Origin of the sequence: Streptomyces sp. TLI_105 (assembly GCF_900105415.1) — a bacterium.
Lineage (GTDB): Bacteria > Actinomycetota > Actinomycetes > Streptomycetales > Streptomycetaceae > Streptomyces.
The window spans coordinates 7,169,261-7,187,669 of the sequence record NZ_FNSM01000001.1 but is presented as its reverse complement, the minus strand read 5'-3'; the positions used below and the strand labels follow the sequence as shown (position 1 = coordinate 7,187,669).

The 18,409-nt window shown below is 72.7% G+C and carries 14 protein-coding genes and 1 pseudogene; 7 read left to right on the top strand and 8 right to left on the bottom strand.

Going from position 1 to position 18,409, the window contains the following annotated elements:
• Nucleotides 1–565 precede the first annotated feature (565 nt).
• The 5 genes from BLW86_RS32885 (at nucleotide 566) to BLW86_RS32865 (ending at nucleotide 7,747) form a co-directional block, all read left to right on the top strand.
• Nucleotides 566–2,074, top strand: coding sequence for an aldehyde dehydrogenase family protein (locus BLW86_RS32885; protein ID WP_093877395.1), 1,509 nt, complete (start codon nucleotides 566–568; stop codon nucleotides 2,072–2,074).
• Entirely contained in the window at nucleotides 2,071–3,597 is a 1,527-nt protein-coding gene (locus BLW86_RS32880) for a GMC family oxidoreductase (RefSeq protein ID WP_093877394.1), read from the top strand. The genes BLW86_RS32885 and BLW86_RS32880 overlap by 4 nt, the downstream gene beginning before the upstream one ends.
• A complete protein-coding gene (locus tag BLW86_RS32875) occupies nucleotides 3,594–4,691 on the top strand; it encodes a quaternary amine ABC transporter ATP-binding protein (protein ID WP_093877393.1) in 1,098 nt (365 codons plus the stop codon). The genes BLW86_RS32880 and BLW86_RS32875 overlap by 4 nt, the downstream gene beginning before the upstream one ends.
• A 91-nt stretch (nucleotides 4,692–4,782) precedes the next feature.
• Nucleotides 4,783–6,786, top strand: coding sequence for an ABC transporter permease subunit (locus BLW86_RS32870; RefSeq protein WP_093877392.1), 2,004 nt, complete (start codon nucleotides 4,783–4,785; stop codon nucleotides 6,784–6,786).
• 1 nt (nucleotide 6,787) lies between these two features.
• Nucleotides 6,788–7,747: an ABC transporter substrate-binding protein gene (locus tag BLW86_RS32865; protein ID WP_093877391.1), complete on the top strand. Its 960-nt coding sequence runs from the start codon at nucleotides 6,788–6,790 to the stop codon at nucleotides 7,745–7,747.
• A 45-nt stretch (nucleotides 7,748–7,792) separates the two neighbouring features.
• Here BLW86_RS32865 and BLW86_RS32860 read toward each other — a convergent pair whose 3' ends face one another.
• Both BLW86_RS32860 and BLW86_RS43415 read right to left on the bottom strand, forming a co-directional pair.
• Nucleotides 7,793–8,029 (bottom strand): hypothetical protein, encoded by a 237-nt coding sequence (locus BLW86_RS32860; RefSeq protein WP_093877390.1) that lies wholly within the window; start codon nucleotides 8,027–8,029, stop codon nucleotides 7,793–7,795.
• Between the two features lie 42 nt (nucleotides 8,030–8,071).
• Nucleotides 8,072–8,350, bottom strand: a pseudogene (locus BLW86_RS43415) (IS5/IS1182 family transposase); the annotation flags it as partial.
• A gap of 372 nt (nucleotides 8,351–8,722) precedes the next feature.
• Between BLW86_RS43415 and BLW86_RS32850 the strand changes: the two are divergent.
• On the top strand, nucleotides 8,723–10,090 hold the full coding sequence (locus tag BLW86_RS32850) for an MFS transporter (RefSeq protein ID WP_093877389.1): 1,368 nt from the start codon (nucleotides 8,723–8,725) through the stop codon (nucleotides 10,088–10,090).
• Nucleotides 10,091–10,155: 65 nt separating this feature from the next.
• On the opposite strand, the gene BLW86_RS32845 is transcribed toward BLW86_RS32850, so the two are convergent.
• The 6 genes from BLW86_RS32845 to BLW86_RS32820 all read right to left on the bottom strand — a co-directional run bounded on the left by BLW86_RS32845 (nucleotide 10,156) and on the right by BLW86_RS32820 (nucleotide 16,820).
• A complete protein-coding gene (locus BLW86_RS32845) occupies nucleotides 10,156–12,051 on the bottom strand; it encodes a helix-turn-helix domain-containing protein (RefSeq protein ID WP_093877388.1) in 1,896 nt (631 codons plus the stop codon).
• A 68-nt stretch (nucleotides 12,052–12,119) separates the two neighbouring features.
• The gene (locus tag BLW86_RS32840) at nucleotides 12,120–12,959 is read right to left on the bottom strand and encodes a 3-hydroxybutyrate dehydrogenase (RefSeq protein WP_256341492.1); all 840 of its coding nucleotides are present in this window, start codon (nucleotides 12,957–12,959) and stop codon (nucleotides 12,120–12,122) included.
• A 55-nt stretch (nucleotides 12,960–13,014) separates the two neighbouring features.
• On the bottom strand, nucleotides 13,015–13,497 hold the full coding sequence (locus BLW86_RS32835) for an NUDIX hydrolase (protein ID WP_093877387.1): 483 nt from the start codon (nucleotides 13,495–13,497) through the stop codon (nucleotides 13,015–13,017).
• A 43-nt stretch (nucleotides 13,498–13,540) separates the two neighbouring features.
• Complete coding sequence (gene lnt / locus BLW86_RS32830) at nucleotides 13,541–15,139, bottom strand: apolipoprotein N-acyltransferase (protein WP_093877386.1); 1,599 nt, start codon at nucleotides 15,137–15,139, stop codon at nucleotides 13,541–13,543.
• A 104-nt stretch (nucleotides 15,140–15,243) separates the two neighbouring features.
• Complete coding sequence (locus tag BLW86_RS32825; RefSeq protein WP_093877385.1) at nucleotides 15,244–15,816, bottom strand: hypothetical protein; 573 nt, start codon at nucleotides 15,814–15,816, stop codon at nucleotides 15,244–15,246.
• A 209-nt stretch (nucleotides 15,817–16,025) separates the two neighbouring features.
• On the bottom strand, nucleotides 16,026–16,820 hold the full coding sequence (locus BLW86_RS32820) for a glutamate racemase (protein WP_093877384.1): 795 nt from the start codon (nucleotides 16,818–16,820) through the stop codon (nucleotides 16,026–16,028).
• 58 nt (nucleotides 16,821–16,878) lie between these two features.
• On the opposite strand from BLW86_RS32820, the gene BLW86_RS32815 reads away from it, so the two are divergent.
• The gene (locus BLW86_RS32815) at nucleotides 16,879–18,057 is read left to right on the top strand and encodes a glycosyltransferase (protein ID WP_093877383.1); all 1,179 of its coding nucleotides are present in this window, start codon (nucleotides 16,879–16,881) and stop codon (nucleotides 18,055–18,057) included.
• The last annotated feature ends 352 nt before the right edge of the window (nucleotides 18,058–18,409 follow it).

Below are 18,409 nucleotides of genomic sequence, written 5' to 3'. Positions count from 1 at the left end.
GGGCTGGGCACCCGGCGGGGCTCGTGCGCGCGGCTTCAGGATCCGCGGGGAGGGCTTGTGAGCGAACAGTGATCGAGAACGACGAACACCGGAGGCGAGCATCGACCGTTTCTCGCCGGTCGGAACCGTGCTGACGACAAGCTGGCCGCCCACCCGGCCAGGACCAGGACGGGTCGGTCACGCGTGTGCCCGAACGCGAACGTCGGTGACGGCCGCCTGGCAGGAGTACTTCTTGTCGCCGACGAACCTCGGGGTCACGTCCTCGTTCTGGACGCGGAACCAGTGATTCGCCGTCTTCCAGTCCGCTACGGACGGGCCGCCGTCCGGGGCCGGTCGGACTCAGGCGCCCGTGTCGAGGCCGGTGGCCTCGCACGCCTCCAGGGCGGCGCGTGCTCCGGGACTCGCCCACTCAGCCTGCTTCATATGTCCTATTTCTCACCACTTTCGGAAGTGAGGGGAATCACTCTCCGTAAGGCATTGCGCATGGATCTCGGAGGTCAGGGCAGGCGGCCGGATCGCCGGGCAACCGGCAGGGGGATTCAAAGAGCGGAAGGCCAGACGCGACGTGACTGCAGTACAACAGACCATCCATGTGGGCGGAGAGTGGCGCGCAGCCCTGTCCGGCGCCACGCGCGAGATCATCGATCCCGCCGACGCGACCGCCTTCGCGGTCGTGGCGGAGGGCGGTGTCCAGGACACGGACGACGCCGTGGCCGCGGCACGAGCCGCGTTCGACGACGGTTCCTGGCCTCGTACGCCGGTCGCCGAGCGGGCCGCCCTCCTGAAGCGTGTCGCCGCCCTGCTGGAGCGCGACCGCGAGCGGATCGGCGCCATGGAGAGCCAGGACGCCGGCAAGACGCTGGAAGAGGGCCGCGTCGACGTCGACTGCGTCCGCGACGCCTTCCTCTACTTCGCCGACCTCGTGGCGAACGAGGACGGCGGGCGGGTCGTCGACGCCGGTTCGGACGAGATCCGCAGTGTCGTCGTGCACGAGCCGGTCGGGGTCTGCGCCCTGATCACGCCGTGGAACTACCCGCTGCTCCAGGCCAGCTGGAAGATCGCGCCCGCCCTCGCCGCAGGCAACACGTTCGTGATCAAGCCCAGCGAGATCACCCCACTGAGCACCGTCGCCCTGATCGAACTGCTCCTGGAGGCCGGACTGCCCCTCGGGGCGGCCAACATCGTCACGGGTCCCGGCGACACCGTCGGCGCGCGGCTCGCCGAGCACCCCGACGTCGACCTCGTCTCCTTCACGGGCGGTCTCGTCAGCGGCACGAAGGTCGCCAAGGCCGCTGCCGACAGCGTGAAGAAGGTCGCCCTCGAACTGGGCGGCAAGAACCCCAACATCGTGTTCGCCGACGCCTGTGCGACGCCCGAGGGGTTCGACACGGCCGTGGACCAGGCACTCAACGCGGCCTTCATCCACAGCGGCCAGGTCTGCTCCGCCGGCTCCCGTCTCATCGTCGAGGAGTCGCTGCGCGAGCGCTTCGTCGCCGAACTCGCCCGTCGGGCCGAACACATCCGGCTGGGGCGCGGCACGGACCAGGGGGTGGAGTGCGGCCCGCTGGTCTCCGCGGCCCAGTTGACGAGGACCGAGGAGTACGTGGCCTCCGCCCTCTGCGAGGGCGCGGTCCTGCGGGCGGGCGGCGAGAAGCCGGCCGGTCCCGGCTACTTCTTCCGGCCCACGGTCCTGGACCGGTGCCACCGCGGCATGCGGGTCGTCCGCGAAGAGGTCTTCGGTCCCGTGCTCACCGTGGAGACCTTCCGTACGGAAGAGGAGGCCGTCGCCCTGGCCAACGACACCGAGTACGGCCTCGCCGGAGCGGTGTGGACCTCCGACGAGGACCGCGCCCGACGGGTGGCGGCCCGGCTGCGCCACGGCACCGTCTGGATCAACGACTTCCACCCCTACCTGCCCCAGGCGGAATGGGGCGGCTTCGGAAAGTCCGGCATCGGCCGCGAACTGGGCCCCAGCGGTCTCGCCGAATACCGCGAGGCCAAGCACATCTACCAGAACCTCGCCCCGCGCCCCGTGCGCTGGTTCGCGGGCGAGACGCAGAAGGACCAGGCATGAACGACCAGCACGTGTACGACTACGTCGTCGTCGGCGGCGGCACCGCGGGATCGGTGATCGCCTCCCGGCTGACCGAGAACCCGGACGTCACCGTCGCCGTCATCGAGGGCGGCCCCAGTGACGTCGGCCGCGACGACGTCCTCACCCTGCGCCGCTGGATGGGGCTGCTCGGCGGCGAGCTGGACTACGACTACCCCACCACCGAGCAGCCCCGGGGCAACTCGTACATCCGCCACAGCCGTGCCCGGGTGCTGGGCGGCTGTTCCTCGCACAACACCCTCATCGCGTTCAAGCCCCTTCCCTCCGACTGGGACGAGTGGGCCGAGGCCGGTGCCGAGGGGTGGGACGCGGCGGCCATGGACCCCTACTTCGCCCGGCTGCGCAACAACATCGTCCCCGTGGACGAGGCCGACCGGAACGCGATCGCCCGGGACTTCGTCGACGCCGCGCAGACCGCGCTCGGTGTGCCGCGCGTCGAGGGCTTCAACAAGCAGCCCTTCCACGAAGGCGTCGGCTTCTTCGACCTCGCCTACCACCCGGAGAACAACAAGCGGTCGTCCGCCTCCGTCGCGTATCTGCACCCGTTCCTGGACCGGCCCAACCTGCACATCGCCCTGGAGACCTGGGCGTTCCGGCTGGAGCTCGAAGGCACCCGCGCCACCGGCGTTCACATCCGCACGAAGGAGGGCGCGGAGCACGTCGTACGCGCCCGGCGCGAGATCCTGGTGTGCGCGGGTGCCGTGGACACCCCGCGCCTGCTGCTGCACTCCGGCATCGGGCCGCGCGCCGACCTGGAGAAGCTCGGCATACCCGTCGTGCACGACCTGCCGGGCGTCGGGGAGAACCTGCTCGACCACCCCGAGTCGGTCATCGTGTGGGAGACCCACGGCGCGATCCCGGAGAACTCCGCCATGGACTCCGACGCCGGGCTGTTCGTCCGCCGGGACCCGGAGGCCGAGGGGCCGGACCTGATGTTCCACTTCTACCAGATCCCCTTCACCGACAATCCCGAGCGGCTGGGCTACGAACGGCCTGCGCACGGCGTGTCGATGACCCCGAACATCCCCAAGCCGCGCAGCCGCGGCCGGCTCTACCTGACGAGCGCCGACCCCGAGGTCAAGCCCGCTCTCGACTTCCGGTACTTCACCGACGAGGACGACTACGACGGCCGGACCCTCGTCGACGGGATCCGTATCGCCCGGCGGATCGCGGCGAGCGAACCGCTGGCCGGATGGCTGAAGCGCGAGGTGTGCCCGGGGCCCGAGATCACCTCGGACGAGGAACTCAGCGCCTATGCACGGCAGGTCGCGCACACCGTCTACCACCCTGCCGGCACCTGCCGTATGGGCGCCGTCGACGACGAACTCGCCGTCGTCGCACCCGACCTGAGGATCCGGGGCCTCGACGGCATCCGGATCGCCGACGCGTCCGTCTTCCCGACCATGACCGCCGTCAACCCCATGATCGGCGTGCTCATGGTCGGCGAGAAATGCGCCGACCTGCTGGGAGGCACCACCCGATGAACACCCCCCACACTCCGCCGCTCACCACGACGCCGTCGCAGAGCCCCGCGGACCCCGTCTTCTCCGTACGCGGCCTGTGGAAGGTCTTCGGCACGAAGGCCGAGCGCGTGCCCGCCGACCAGGAACTCGCCTCCCTCGGCGCCGCCGAACTGCGCGAGCGCACCGGCTGCACCGCCGCCGTCCGCGACGTCTCCTTCGACGTCCGCAAGGGTGAGGTCTTCGTCGTCATGGGCCTGTCGGGCTCAGGCAAGTCGACGCTCGTACGCTGCCTGACCCGGCTCATCGAGCCGACCTCGGGAACGATCTCCATCGACGGCGAGGACGTGCTGTCCATGGACTCCGGCCGGCTCCGCGAGCTGCGTCGGCACCGGGCGGCGATGGTCTTCCAGCACTTCGGGCTGCTGCCGCACCGGACGGTGCTCGACAACGTCGCGTACGGGCTCGAGATCCAGGGCGTGGGGCGCGCTGAACGGCGCGAGCGGGCGGCGGAGTTCGTCGCCAAGGTCGGCCTGGGCGGCATGGAGCAACGCAGGCCGGGCCAGTTGTCCGGCGGCCAGCAACAGCGGGTCGGACTGGCCCGCGCGCTCGCCGTGGACCCCGAAGTCCTCCTGTTCGACGAGCCGTTCAGCGCACTGGACCCCCTCATCCGCCGTGAGATGCAGGAGGAGGTCGTCCGTCTGCACCGGGAGGAGGGACGCACGATGGTCTTCATCACGCACGACCTGAGCGAGGCACTGAAGCTCGGCGACCGCATCGCGCTGATGCGCGACGGCCGGATCGTACAGCTCGGCACACCGGAGGAGATCGTGGGCGCCCCCGCCGACGACTACGTCAGGGACTTCGTCCGGGACGTGCCGCGCGAGCAGGTGCTGACCGTCCGCTCGGCGATGCGCCCCGCGCTCGCCGACGAGCGAGAGACCGGCCCCGCGCTCGCCCCCGGCGCCACCGTCCACGAGGCCATCGAAGCCGTTGCCCGTACGGGTGAGAACGCGCGGGTCGTCGAGGACGGGCGGTGCCTCGGCGTGGTCGACCACGCGGGACTCCTCGGTGTCGTCGCCGGGGCCCCGGCCGCGGCGGGGAAGGCGGTGGCCTGATGTACTCCCATACGACCTGGCCGCCGCCGTGCGGCACGACCGGTGCCGACGCCGTAGGAGAGCGGACGCGCGGCGCGGGGCGGTGGGGCCGATGACCGTCACCGTCACACCTGCTCCTCCCGGCCGCACGACCGCCGGCAAGGCCGGAACCGGTAACGCCGGAGCCGTTGACACCAGGACCGCCGCGCTGCGCGCGCTCGTGCGGCACCGCGGCCGGCTGATCGGCGCCGGCACGGCCGTCGCGCTCGTCCTGGGTGCGGTGCTCCTGGGCGGCGGCGGCTGGCCGGCCCGGCTCGCCGTCGACGTGTCCGGGCCGCTCGACCGCACCAGCGACTGGATCATCGACAACCGCGACGGCCATCCGCTGTTCCTCTACTTCCTCGGCCACGTCAGCAACACCGTGGTCGTCTCGGTCCGCGCGGTGTACCTGCTGCTGCTCGCCGTCGGGTGGGCCGGCGTCACCGCCGCCGCCGGCCTGGTGGCCTGGCGCGTCGCGGGCGTACGGCTCGCGCTGACCTCCGTCGCCGCCTTCGCCGTGTGCGGACTGCTCGGCATGTGGGTGCCCACCATGCAGACGCTCGCCCTCATGGTGGTCGCCGTTGCCGCGTCCGTGCTGCTCGGTGGTCTCCTCGGGCTCGCCGCCGGGCTGTCGGACCGTATGCACCGGATCCTGCGCCCGGTGCTCGACACCATGCAGGCGCTGCCGGCCTTCGCGTATCTGCTGCCCGTCGTCCTGGTCTTCGGCATCGGCGTGCCCGCGGCCGTACTCGCGACCGTCGTCTACGCCGCCCCGCCCATGGCCCGGCTCACCGCGCTCGGGCTCCGCGGCGCGGACGCCGGCGTCATGGAGGCCGCCGCGTCCCTCGGTGCCACCGGGAGGCAGCGGCTGCTGACCGCCCGGCTGCCGCTGGCCCGCAAGGAACTCCTGCTCGGCGTCAACCAGTCGATCATGATGGCCCTGGGAATGGCCGTGATCGCGTCCGTCATCGGTGCGGGCGGCCTCGGCGACCGCGTCTACCAGGCGCTGGCCTCCGTCGACGTCGGTGCCGCGCTTGCCGCCGGTGTGCCGATCGTGCTGCTCGCCATCGTCCTGGACCGGGTCACCGCCGCGGCGGGAGAGCGGATCGGTGCGGCTCCGGTCCGCCGTGCCGGACTCGGCTGGGCCGTCGCCCTCGTGGTGACCGCCGCCGTCGCCCTCGGGGGCCGCCTGTCCGACCGGCTCTCCTGGCCCGACGCGTGGACGATGGACGTCGCCGAGCCCGTCAACGGGGCCGTCGACTGGATGACCGACCACCTCTACTCCGGCGTGCCCGTCGTCGGTGGTACCGCCGACTGGGCGGGGCGGTTCACCACCTGGGTCCTCAACCCCCTGCGCGACGGACTGCAGTGGCTGCCCTGGTGGGCGGTGCTGCTGACCGTCGGCGCGCTCGCCCTGCTCATCGGCACCTGGCGCACCGCGGCCACCGCCGTCCTCGCGATGGGCGTGATCGGCGTGCTCGGCGTCTGGGACCCGGCGCTCGACACGCTGTCCCAGGTCCTGGCGGCCGTGGCCGTGACGCTGCTGCTCGGAGTCGCCCTCGGGGTCGCCGCGGCCCGCAGCACCCGGCTGGGCCGCGCGCTCCGTCCGGTGCTCGACGTCTTCCAGACGCTGCCGCAGTTCGTGTACCTGATCCCCGTGGTCGCCCTGTTCGGCGTGGGCCGCGCCCCGGCGGTCGCGGCCGCCGTGGTCTACGCGCTGCCCGCGGTGGTACGGATCACGGCCCAGGGGGTGCGCGCGGTGGACCCGGCCGCCCTGGAGTCCTCGCGCTCGCTGGGCGCGACCGGACGGCAGCAACTGCTCCAGGTCCAGCTGCCGCTGGCCCGGCCCGCGCTGCTGCTCGCCGTCAACCAGGGCGTGGTGCTGGTCCTCGCGGTCGTCGTCATCGGCGGCCTCGTGGGCGGCGGCGCACTGGGTTACGACGCGGTCTTCGGCCTCGCCCAGGGCGACCTCGCGACCGGTCTGGTCGCCGGTGCCGCGATCGTCTGCCTCGGGCTGATGCTCGACCGCGTCACCCAGCCCACGGAACGCCGCGACCTCGCCGGAAAGGGGGCCTGACATGGCTCGCACACGCTTCGCCGCACTCGCGGCCGCCGTCGGCCTGACGGCCCTCACCGGCTGCGGCGCCGCCGACATGACGCAGCAGGCCTCCCCGTACGCCGACGCCAAGGGCTCCCGCACGGTGACCCTCTCCGTGCAGTCGTGGGTGGGAGCGCAGGCCAACGTAGCCGTCGCCCAGTACCTGCTGGAGCACGAGCTCGGCTACCGGGTGGACACCGTCCAGATCGACGAGGTGCCCGCCTGGGACGCGCTCAGCCAGGGCCGGGTGGACGCCATCCTGGAGGACTGGGGCCACCCGGAGCAGGAGAAGCGGTACATCGACGACAAGGGGACGATCGAGCGGGGCGGCGATCTCGGTGTGACCGGCCACATCGGCTGGTTCGTGCCGACGTACTTCGCCGAGCAGCACCCGGACGTCACCGACTGGAAGAACCTGAACAAGTACGCGGAGGAGTTCCGCACCGCGGAGAGCGGAGGCAAGGGCCAGCTGCTGGACGGCTCCCCGTCGTACGTGACGAACGACAAGGCGCTCGTGAACAACCTGGACCTCGACTACCACGTCGTGTTCGCGGGCTCGGAGGCGGCGCAGATCACGCAGATCAGGCAGTTCGCCAAGGAGAAGAAGCCGTTCCTGACCTACTGGTACCAGCCCCAGTGGCTGTTCGAGAAGGTGCCGATGACGGAGGTGAAGCTGCCCGCCTACGAGGAGGGCTGCGACTCCGACCCGGAGAAGGTGGCCTGCGCGTATCCGCACACGCCGCTCCAGAAGTTCCTCAACGCCCGCTTCGCGGAGGGCGGAGGCGACGCCGCCGCCTTCCTGAAGAAGTTCCGGTGGACGACCGCGATGCAGAACGACGTCTCCCTGATGATCGCGGAGCAGAAACTGTCGCCACAGGAAGCGGCGGGCCGCTGGGTGAAGGAGAACGAGGCCACCTGGCGGACGTGGCTCCCCTCCTGACGCGGATGCGGCAGCCTGGCGAGCCGTACCCCAGGTGGGCGGAGCTCAGTGCTTCAGCAGGTCGTCCAGTTCGGCCGCGAGGAGTCGGGTGGGGTCGAATCGTGTGCCGGCGGCCGACCTGCCGGAAGGGTGGCCGCCCAGCGCACCCATGCCGGGAAAGCCAAGGCCGGCCCGTCCTGTGGACGGGCCGGCCTCATGGATCAGCTGGATCCACGGCTCGACCGTCGGATTGCTCCCGGGGAAGTCCGGCGGGAGCCCGTCGGGATCCACCGTGCCGTTCACCGGTCCGGTCAGGTATGCCGTGAGAGTGAGCGTTTTCCCACCTCACGCTGATGCGTGGTGAAGGACGAGCACGGCCTTCACCAGGTCGGTGATGCGGTGGGGGCCGCAGCGGGGCTTCCGCAGGAGGCGCCGGCCTTTCAGGGTGGCCGTGGCCCGCTCGCCCAGGCAGCGGATCTTGGCGTGGATGGTGTGGTGGCGGCGCTGCCCTCCCCTGAGGCGGCGACCGCGAAACGGTACTCGGACGGGCCCGCCGGCGCCTTGGCACGCCTTGTCGGCCCAGCACGTGAGCCCTGCTTCGGTGAGGGCTTCGATGATTCCGTAGTGGAATGACGCCGACCGCTGCTGTGACGACCGTGCCCGGTCCGTCCCATGTGTGCGGGTTCCGCTCTCCGTAGTCGGCACCAAGTCAGCACGGGAGAGGTGAACACGGGTGCTGACATGGGGTTTTAGTCAGCACGAAACCAGCACGGGAGTCAGCACGGTGACCTCATATCATCCCCCATCAGTGCCACACGGACAGGCGCTGATGCGGCCGCTCCGCAGGACTCCGCGGGGCCACGAAGGAGGGCCATGGCGGCTGGGCGCATGTGAGGGCGTCGAACTATGGTGTCCCACCACATACGCCCCTGACCTGCGTCTTCCTACGGTGTGGCGACACCGAAACGTCCCCGTACCTGCCTGGAAGTGGTGCACATGGCCGCCGCAACTCCCTCCCCCACACCACCCGGTTCCCTCAAGCGCATCGTCGCCGCCAGCCTCATCGGCACGACCATCGAGTGGTACGACTTCTTCCTCTACGGGTCGGCCGCCGCGCTGGTGTTCAACAAGCTGTTCTTCCCCGAGTCCGATCCGCTGGTCGGGACGCTGCTGTCGTTCCTGACCTACGCGGTCGGGTTCGCCGCGCGGCCGCTCGGCGCGCTCGTCTTCGGGCACTACGGGGACCGGCTCGGGCGGAAGAAGCTGCTGGTGCTGAGCCTGCTCATGATGGGCGGGGCGACGTTCGCGATCGGCCTGCTGCCGACGTACGCGACCGTCGGGTCCGCCGCTCCGGTGCTGCTCACGGCGCTGCGGCTCGTGCAGGGCTTCGCGCTCGGCGGTGAGTGGGGCGGGGCCGTCCTGCTCGTGTCCGAGCACGGCGACGCGAAGCGGCGCGGGTTCTGGGCCTCCTGGCCGCAGACCGGGGCGCCGGCCGGCCAGCTGCTCGCGACCGGTGTGCTGTCCGCGCTGACCGCGCTGCTCTCGGACGCCGCCTTCGCCTCCTGGGGCTGGCGCGTTCCCTTCCTGCTCTCCGGCGTCCTGGTGGTCGTCGGCCTGTGGATCCGGCTCTCGGTCGACGAGTCGCCGGTCTTCAAGGCGGCGCTCGCCGCCGCCGAGGAGCGCAAGGCGGTCGCCGGGCAGGTCGAGAAGATGCCGCTGGTCGCGGTCCTCAAGCACCACTGGCGGGACGTGCTGATCGCGATGGGCGCCCGCATGGCGGAGAACATCTCGTACTACGTCATCACCGCGTTCATCCTCGTGTACGCGACCACGCAGGTCGGCCTGAGCAAGCAGACCGCGCTGAACGCCGTCCTCGTCGCCTCCGCCGTCCACTTCGCCGTCATCCCCGCCTGGGGCGCGCTCTCCGACCGGATCGGCCGCCGCCCGGTCTACCTGATCGGCGCGGTCGGCGTCGGCGCCTGGATGTTCCCCTTCTTCCTGCTGATCGACCACGGCGGCTTCGGCTCCCTGCTGCTCGCCGTCACGGTCGGTCTGGTCCTGCACGGTGCGATGTACGCGCCGCAGGCGGCCTTCTTCTCCGAGATGTTCGCGACCCGGATGCGCTACTCCGGCGCCTCCATCGGCGCCCAGTTCTCCTCCGTGGCCGCCGGCGCCCCCGCGCCGCTCATCGCGACCGCGCTCCTCGCCGACTACGGCAGCTCGACCCCGATCGCCCTGTACGTGATCGCCGCCGCGCTGCTCACCGTCGTCGCGATCGCCGCCGCCCGCGAGACCCGCGACCGGGACCTCGGCGAGATCGACGACCGCAGCCCCGAGGACGCCCGGGTCCGCGCCGACGCCTGATCCCAGGAGGACCCGGAAGGCCCTGTGCCCCGCTCGACAGGAGCGGGACACAGGGCCTCCGTGCGTCACCTGCCCGTGACCGCGTCCGACAGGGCGTGCAGGCGCAGGGCGAGCTGGATCTCCAGGGCGCGGGCCGGGGACTGCCAGTCGGGGCCGAGCAGCCGGCCGACGCGCTCCAGGCGCTGGGCCACCGTGTTGACGTGGACGTGGAGTTCGTCCTTGGTGCGGGCCGGGCTCATGCCGCTGGCGAAGTAGGCGTCCAGGGTGCGGACCAGCTCGGTGCCGCGCCGCCGGTCGTACGCGACGACCTGACCGATCGTCCGGCCCACGAAGCCGTCGATGTCCCGGCCGTCGGCGAGGAGCAGGCCGAGGAAGCCGAGGTCCTCGGCGGCCGCGCCCTGTCCCGAGCGGTGCAACAGGACGAGCGCGTCCAGGCAGCGGCGGGCCTCCTGGTACGCGACGGCGACCTGGTCCGGGCGGTCGAGGAGCGTCCGTACGGGCGCGGAGGCACCGACGGTGACCGGCTCGCGCAGGGTGCCGCCGAGGCTCCGGGCGGTCTGGCGGGCGAGGTCGGCGGCGCTCTCCCCCGGGCCGAGCGGCAGCAGCAGGACCGTCCCGCCGTCGCGGGCCGAGGCGAGCCCGTGCCGGGTGGCGGCCAGGTGCGAGGCGGCCGACCACAGGCGCTGGCGGTCGGCGCTCTCGCGGCCTCCGGCGTCGGTTTCGGAGGCGTCCCCGGCGGCCCGGTCGATGCGGGCGGCGAGCACGACGTGCGGTGCCTCGCTGTCCGTACGGAGCCGGGCGGCGCGCTCGCGGAGCAGCCGGCGGTCCCGGTCGGGGGCGTCGAGGAGGTCGTCGAGGAGCTCGCCGCGCACCCGCTGCTCGGCCTCGCCGGCCGAGCGGCGGGCGAGCAGCAGCAGGGAGGTGACGAGGGCGGCGCGCTCCAGGGTGCGCTGGTCGACGGGGTCGAGGTCGGGCTGGCCGTGGAGCACGAGGGCGCCCAGGGTCTCGCCGCCGGCCGACACGGCGGCCACCCAGTCGTCGCCCTCGCGGACCGCGTGGCCCCCGGCGCGGCGGGCGGAGCCGGCGCCCGCCTCGGTGAACTCGACGGTGCCACCGAGGACCTCGGAGACGGCGTCGGCGACGTCGTGGACGCCGCCGCCGTGCAGGACCAGTTCGGAGAGCCGGTCGTGGACCTCGGAGGCCCTCTCGATGACGCCGCTGTGCTCGCGGATGATGTCGTTGGCCCGCTCCAGCTCGGCGAGGGCCGAGCGGGTCTCGGCGAGCAGGTTGGCGGTGTCGATGGCGACGGCGGCGTGCGCGGCGAAGGAGCCGAGCAGCGCGACCTGTTCGCGCTCGAAGACCCTGGCCCTGCGGTCGGCGGCGAACAGCACGCCGATGACCTGGCTGCCGAGGCTGAGCGGCACGCCGAGGATGGCGACGAGGCCCTCGTCCCGTACGGCCGTGTCGATGGTCCGGGTGTGCTGGAAGCGCGCGTCGTCGAAGTAGTCGTCGGTGACGTACGGGCGGGCGGTCTGGGCGACCAGGCCGCCCAGGCCCTCGCCCATGCCCAGCCTCAGCTGCTGGAAGCGGGCGGAGACCGAGCCCTCGGTGACCCGCATGTACGTGTCGCCGGCGGTCGGGTCGTTGAGGCTGAGGTAGGCGACCTCGGTACCGAGGAGCGAGCGGGCGCGCTGCACGATGGCGCGCAGCACCGCGTCCAGGTCGCGGAGTCCCGCGAGGTCGTGGGCGGTGGCGAAGAGCGCGGAGAGCTCCGCCTCGCGGCGCCGTCGCCCCTCCAGCTCGGCCCGGACCCGCAGCGCGAGCTGCTTGGCCTCTTCGAGCTCGGCCAGCGCCTCGGGGCCCGCGCCGCTCGCACGGGCGAGCAGCACGGGCCGGTCGTAGGCCTCCGTCCCTGCTCCCCGGGCGAGGAGTTCCAGGTAGGAGACGTGTTCGTGGGACATGGACACAGGGATACCTGCCGTACGTGTGGTCGCACCACCCCTGTGGACGAGCTTCACAGGGGACCGCCTCAGTGGGCGGTCCAGCCGCCGTCGAGGGTGAGGGAGGTGCCGGTGATGAAGGAGGCCTGCGGGGTGCAGAGGTAGAGGACGGCCTCGGCGACCTCCTCCGGTTCGATGAGCCGCTTGAGGGCCGAGTCCTTGAGGAGGACCTCGGCGAGGACGCGCTCCGGCGGGATGCCGTGGGCGGCGGCCTGGTCGGCGATCTGCCGTTCGACGAGCGGGGTGCGGACGTAGCCGGGGTTGACGCAGTTGGAGGTGACCCCGTGCGGGGCGCCTTCGAGGGCGGCGGTCTTGGAGAGGCCCTCCAGACCGTGTTTGGCGGCCACGTAGGCGGACTTGAAGGCGGACGCGCGCAGTCCGTGGACGGAGGAGAGGTTCACGATCCTCCCCCACCCCTGGCCGTACATGTGGGGCAGCGCGCCCCGGATGAGCCGGAAGGGCGCCTCCAGCATCACGGTGAGCACGGTGTGGAAGACGTCCGGCGGGAACTCCTCGATGGGGCGGACCAGCTGGATCCCGGCGTTGTTGACGAGGATGTCGGTGCCGGCGGCCACCGCCTCCGCGGCGTCCAGGTCGGTCAGGTCGAGGAGCCGCGGTTCGAGGTCGCCGGGGAGCGCGCCGGCCTCCTCGGCCAGGGTCCGAAGGCCCTCGGCGGCCCGGTCGACGGCTCTGACCCGGGCCCCGGCGGCGGCGAGCCGCAGCGCGCAGGCACGCCCGATGCCGCCGGCCGCGCCGGTGACGAGCGCGGTGCGGCCGGTGAGGTCGAGGGCGAGGCCCGCGGAGCGGGGCAGGGGCGAGGCGACGTCGGCACCGGGCTCGGTGCCGGAGACGGTGATGGGGGCGCTCATGCTCCGCACCCTATGAACGGACCCCTCCCCCACCGATGTGTGCCGGTGCCATAGTTCAGCTGGTTTCTGTGGTGCGGAACCATGTGGGTTCATCGGCGAGCGCCTTCTCGATCCGCAGGTACGAGAAGCGCTTCATCTCCGGCAGCTCGTCCATCCCGAACCAGCCGACCTCGGTCGACTCCTCGTCGTTGACCCTCGCCTCGCCCCCGATCGCCCGGCAGCGGAACGAGACGTCCATGTACTGGCAGATGTCGCCGTTCGGGTAGACGACGGGCTTGCGCAGGGTCTCCACGAGCACGATCCGCTCGGGCACACAGCGCACCGCGGTCTCCTCGAACACCTCGCGCACCGCGCAGTCGGCGGGCTGCTCCCCCGGGTCGACGATGCCGCCGATGACCGCCCACAGGCCGTTGTCGGCCCGCTTGCCGAGCAGGACGCGGCCCCGGTCGTCGAGGACGACGGCGCTGACGCCCGGCAGGAAGAGCAGTTGGTGGCCGGCCGTCTCGCGCAGTTCGCGGATGAAGTCAGGAGTGCCCATGCCCCGACCCTAGATCATCTACTGGTCGGGGCCGGGCCCGAGTTCAGGCCGCCGGGGTCCGGCGGGCGCGCACCGCGCGGGCGGCGGCCCAGCCGAGCCCTGCCGCCGCGAGCGCCGCGAGCAGGGCCTCGGGCAGGGTGCCCAGACGGGTCGCGGGGGTCTGCGAGGAGCGCAGCGGCACCTTCTCGACGAGGACGTCCGGGGTGAACATCTTCGTCCGGGAGACGATCTCGCCGTCGGGGCGGATGATCGCGCTGACGCCGCTGGTCACGGGCACGACGACCGACCGGCTGTGCTCGACCGCGCGCACCCGGCTCATCGCGAGCTGCTGGTAGGTCATCTCGGTGCGGCCGAAGGTGGCGTTGTTGCTGGGGACGGAGATCAGCTGGGCGCCGTGGGTGACGGTGTCGCGCACGGCCCAGTCGAAGGCCGCCTCGTAGCAGGTCGCCAGGCCCACCTTCGTACCGGCGAGGTCGAAGACGCCGACCTTCGTACCGGCGCCGAAGTCCCGGCTCACCCGGTCGACGTTGCTGTTGAAGATCCGTACGAAGGAGCGCATCGGGATGTACTCGCCGAAGGGCTGGACGTGCCGCTTGTCGTACGTGGCGACGGGGCCTCGCTCGGGGTCCCACTGGATGAGCGTGTTGCGGAGCTTGCCGGTCTCGGGGGTGACGACGGCGCCGATCACGGTGGGCACGCCGATCTCCTTGACGGCGCCGTCGATGACGTCGGCCGCGTCGGCGTTCGCGTACGGGTCGATGTCGGAGGAGTTCTCCGGCCACAGCACGAAGTCGGGCTGCGGCTCGCGGCCCTCCTCGACGGCCTTGGCGAGCTCGCGGGTGCGGGCCACGTGGTTGTCGAGGACGGCCCGGCGCTGGGCGTTGAAGTCGAGGCCCAGGCGGGGCACGTTGCCCTGGACGGCCGCGACGGTGGCGGTGCCGTCCTCGGCGGAGTCGTCGACGAGCGGCAGCGCGGCGAGGGCGCCGGTGACCGGGACGAGGACCGCGAGCGCCGCGGCGGCGAGCGGGCCGCGCGGGACGGTGCCGGTGGCCCGGTACGCGTGGAACCGCCGGCACGCCTCGTACAGGCCGAAGCCGCACAGGGCGACCGCGAAGCCGAGCGCCGGGGTGCCGCCGACGGCGGCGAGCGGCAGGAAGACGCCGTCCGCCTGTCCGAAGGCCACCTTGCCCCAGGGGAAGCCGCCGAAGGGCACGCGCGCGCGTGCCCCCTCCGCGAGGATCCACACCCCGGCCGCGAAGAAGGGCCACCAGGGGAGCCGGGAGACGGCCGCGATGCCGAGGCCGGCGGCGGCGACGAAGAGCGCCTCGACGGCGGCGAGCGCCAGCCACGGACCGGCGCCGACCTCCTCGCCGGTCCACACGAGGAGCGGAAGCAGGAAGCCGAGCCCCGCGAGGTAGCCGAGGCCGAACCCGGCGCGCGGACGGCGGCCCCGCAGGGTCCAGCCGAGCAGCGCGAAGGCGGGCAGCGCGAGCCACCACAGGGGGCGCGGGGGGAAGCTCAGGTAGAGCAGGAACCCGGACAGCAGAGCCGCCCCCGGCCGCACGAACCGCCGCAGCCGGGCGCCCGGCGTGGGGGCGGTGTCGGGTCCGGACGCGTCGACGGGGGTGATGGTGGCGCTCACCCAGCGGAGTCTACGGGGCGTTCCTGTCCCTCAGGAGGGCGGTAGGGCTCGTCCCGGAGCCCGTGTGACCGGCGCGGACCCGCTCCCCACAGGCACGAGCGGGCTCACACACCGGTCGCGGCGGGCGGGGTCGGCGGGGCGGGGTGGCGGAGACGGGCGCGGATGACACGGACGGCGGACTCCGCGTCGTCGACGGTCACCGTGAAGCTCAGGCCGTCGCCGAGGCGCAGGACCAGGCCCTCGCCCCGCCGGACGATCACGGCCGTGCCCTTCTCGGGCCGCCAGCGGTAGCCCCAGCCGCCCCACTGGCGCGGGGTGACGCTCGGCGCGAAGTCGGCGCCGACGACGTGGGCGAGCGGGATGCGGCGGCGCGGCACGCCGATGTGGCCGCAGCGGACCTCCATGGCGCGGTCGTCGACCTTCACGGCGACGTGGACGAAGGCGAGGGTGCCGAAGAGGACGAGCAGTCCGGCCGCGACGCAGCCGATCACGGCCATGAGGAGGGCGGCGATGCCGGAGGTCCACGCGGACTCGACGGCGATGGTGATGCCCAGGGCCATGCAGGCGGCGCCGGCGACGGCGGCGACCCACTGGAAACGGTTGGTGGCGCGACCGGTCCAGACGACGGGACTCAGCTCGTCGGCGCGCGGGCTCCGGTCCCGGGAATGCTCCCTCATAAGGGGAGAGTACCCAGGATCGCCAGGGATAGCGCGCCGGAGCGCGGTCACGCGGTGACGCTCGGTGAAAGGGGGGCCTCGTCCGGGGAGCGCCCGACGGAGGCGGTGGCGAGCCGGGGGCTCGACGTGAGGCGGCGCACGCCGGGGGCTCGCGCGAGGCGGGGCGCGTGCGGAGGGCGCTCAGCCCACGGCGCGAGGGGTCCCGCCCCTCAGTGTGCGGCGGCCGTGGCCGCCAGGGTGCGGCCTTCCGCGTACTCGAGGGCCGTGGCGGGGAGCCGGCCGGGGCGCCCGCTGAGCAGGACGGAGAGGGTGCCGGTGGGGTCCGCGTCGGGCGCGGGCTCGGCGCCGATCCGGCGCAGGGCCTGTGCGACGACGGCGTCGGCGGAGCCGTGGAAGACGATCGGCGGCAGTCCGGCCCGGCGGCGGACCTCCAGGGCGGCGAGGATCCGCTCCTCGACCAGTTCGTAGTGGGTGCAGCCGAGGACGACGGCGCGGACGTCGGCCGGGGTGAGCTCGGCCGCCGCGGCGACGGCGGCCTCCACCGCGTCCCGGTCGGCGTGCTCGACGGCGTCGGCGAGCCCCGGGCAGGGCACCTCGGTGACCTCGGCGCCGTCGGCGAAGTCGCGGATGAGTCCGCGCTGGTAGGCGCTGCCGGTCGTGGCGGGGGTGGCCCAGATGGCGACCTTGCCGCCGGCCGCGGCGGCGGGCTTGATGGCGGGCACGGTGCCGATGACGGGGATGCCCGGTTCGAGGGCGGCGCGCAGGGCGGGCAGGGCGTGCACGGTGGCGGTGTTGCAGGCCACGATGAGCGCCTGCGGGCGGTGCTCGGCGGCGGCGAGGGCGACGGCGAGGGCACGCCCCGTCAGGTCCTCGGGGGTGCGGGGGCCCCACGGCATGCCGTCGGGGTCGTTGGAGAGGAGGATGTCCGCGTCCGGCCGGAGCCGACGCACCGCGGCCGCCGCCGGGAGGAGGCCGATTCCGGAGTCCATGAGCGCGATCTTCACCCGGTCACCCTAGCCGATGAGCCGTTCGTCCCCCGCGATCTGGGGCAGACTGCCGCGAATGAGCACCCTTGCCTGGTTCTCGATCGTCTCCCTGGCCGTCTGGCTCTGGCTGCTTCTCGGTCAGGGCTTCTTCTGGCGCACCGATCAGCGACTGCCGCGGGGGCGACGGCCGCCTTCGGAGCGGTGGCCGAGGGTGGCCGTCGTGGTGCCGGCGCGGGACGAGGCGGAGGTGCTGCCGATGAGCCTGCCGTCCCTCCTCGCGCAGGACTATCCGGGGGCCGCGGAGGTCTTCCTCGTCGACGACGGGAGTACGGACGGGACGGGGAGGCTCGCCGTGGAGCTGGCCGGCCGGGACGGCGGGCTGCCGCTGACCGTCGTGTCGCCGGGAGAGCCGGAGCCGGGCTGGACGGGGAAGCTGTGGGCGCTGCGGCACGGGATGGCACTGGCACGCGCGCGTGGGCCGGAGTTCCTGCTGCTGACGGACGCGGACATCGCGCACGAGCCGGACAGTCTGCGGCGGCTGGTGGCGGCGGCCGTGGACAACGACCTGGACCTGGTGTCGCAGATGGCCCGGCTGCGGGTGGCGAGCGCGTGGGAGCGTCTGGTCGTCCCGGCCTTCGTCTACTTCTTCGCCCAGCTGTATCCCTTCCGCTGGATCAACCGGGCGCGGCCCCTGGCGACGGCCGCCGCGGGCGGCTGTGTGCTGCTGCGGACGGAGACGGCGGTGGCGGCGGGCGTGCCGGAGGCGATCCGGCAGGCGGTGATCGACGACGTGTCGCTGGCGCGGGCGGTGCGGCGGGCCGGGGGGCGGATCTGGCTGGGTCTTGCGGAGCGGGTCGACAGCGTCCGCCCGTATCCGGGGCTCGGCGAGCTGTGGCGGATGGTCGCGCGGAGCGCGTACGCGCAGCTGCGGCACAACCCGCTGCTGCTCGTGGGGACGGTGGCGGGCCTCGTGCTCGTCTATCTGGTGCCGCCGGTGGCCCTGGTGGCGGGCGTCGTGAGCGGGGACGCGGTGGCGGCGTGGGCCGGCGGTGTCGCGTGGGCGGTGATGGCGGGGACGTACGTGCCGATGCTCCGCTACTACCGTCAGCCCCTGGGGCTCGCTCCACTGCTGCCGTTCACCGCGTTCCTGTACCTCCTGATGACGGTGGACTCGGCGGTGCGGCACCACCGGGGCCGGGGCGCGGCGTGGAAGGGCCGGACGTACGCGCGCCCGGAGGCGGCGCCGGACCGGTGAACGCCCCGAGTTCCGTGGCGTCTTCACGGAAATGGCTTTTCCGACACGGGGAGTAGCGCCGTCAATTCGGCGTGTACACACCACCCGCGGCGATGCGGGATTGGCGCTTAATCATGCCCATGATCACTTCTCCCACGTCTTCCCGGCACCTTTTCTTTATGTGCTCTTCATGCCGGGGGCGCGGGCCGGGTACGGGACGCACCGACCCGCCGGTAACCCCCTCCGAACTCGGCGTTTACACGATCTTGGCCCGGATCGCCGCCCGTTTTTGTCACGTTCGCTCGGATTGGGGATCCATCTCTTCCCGAAGCCCGTCAAACAACCCTCTAATCAGGCTCCCCAACCAGCACAT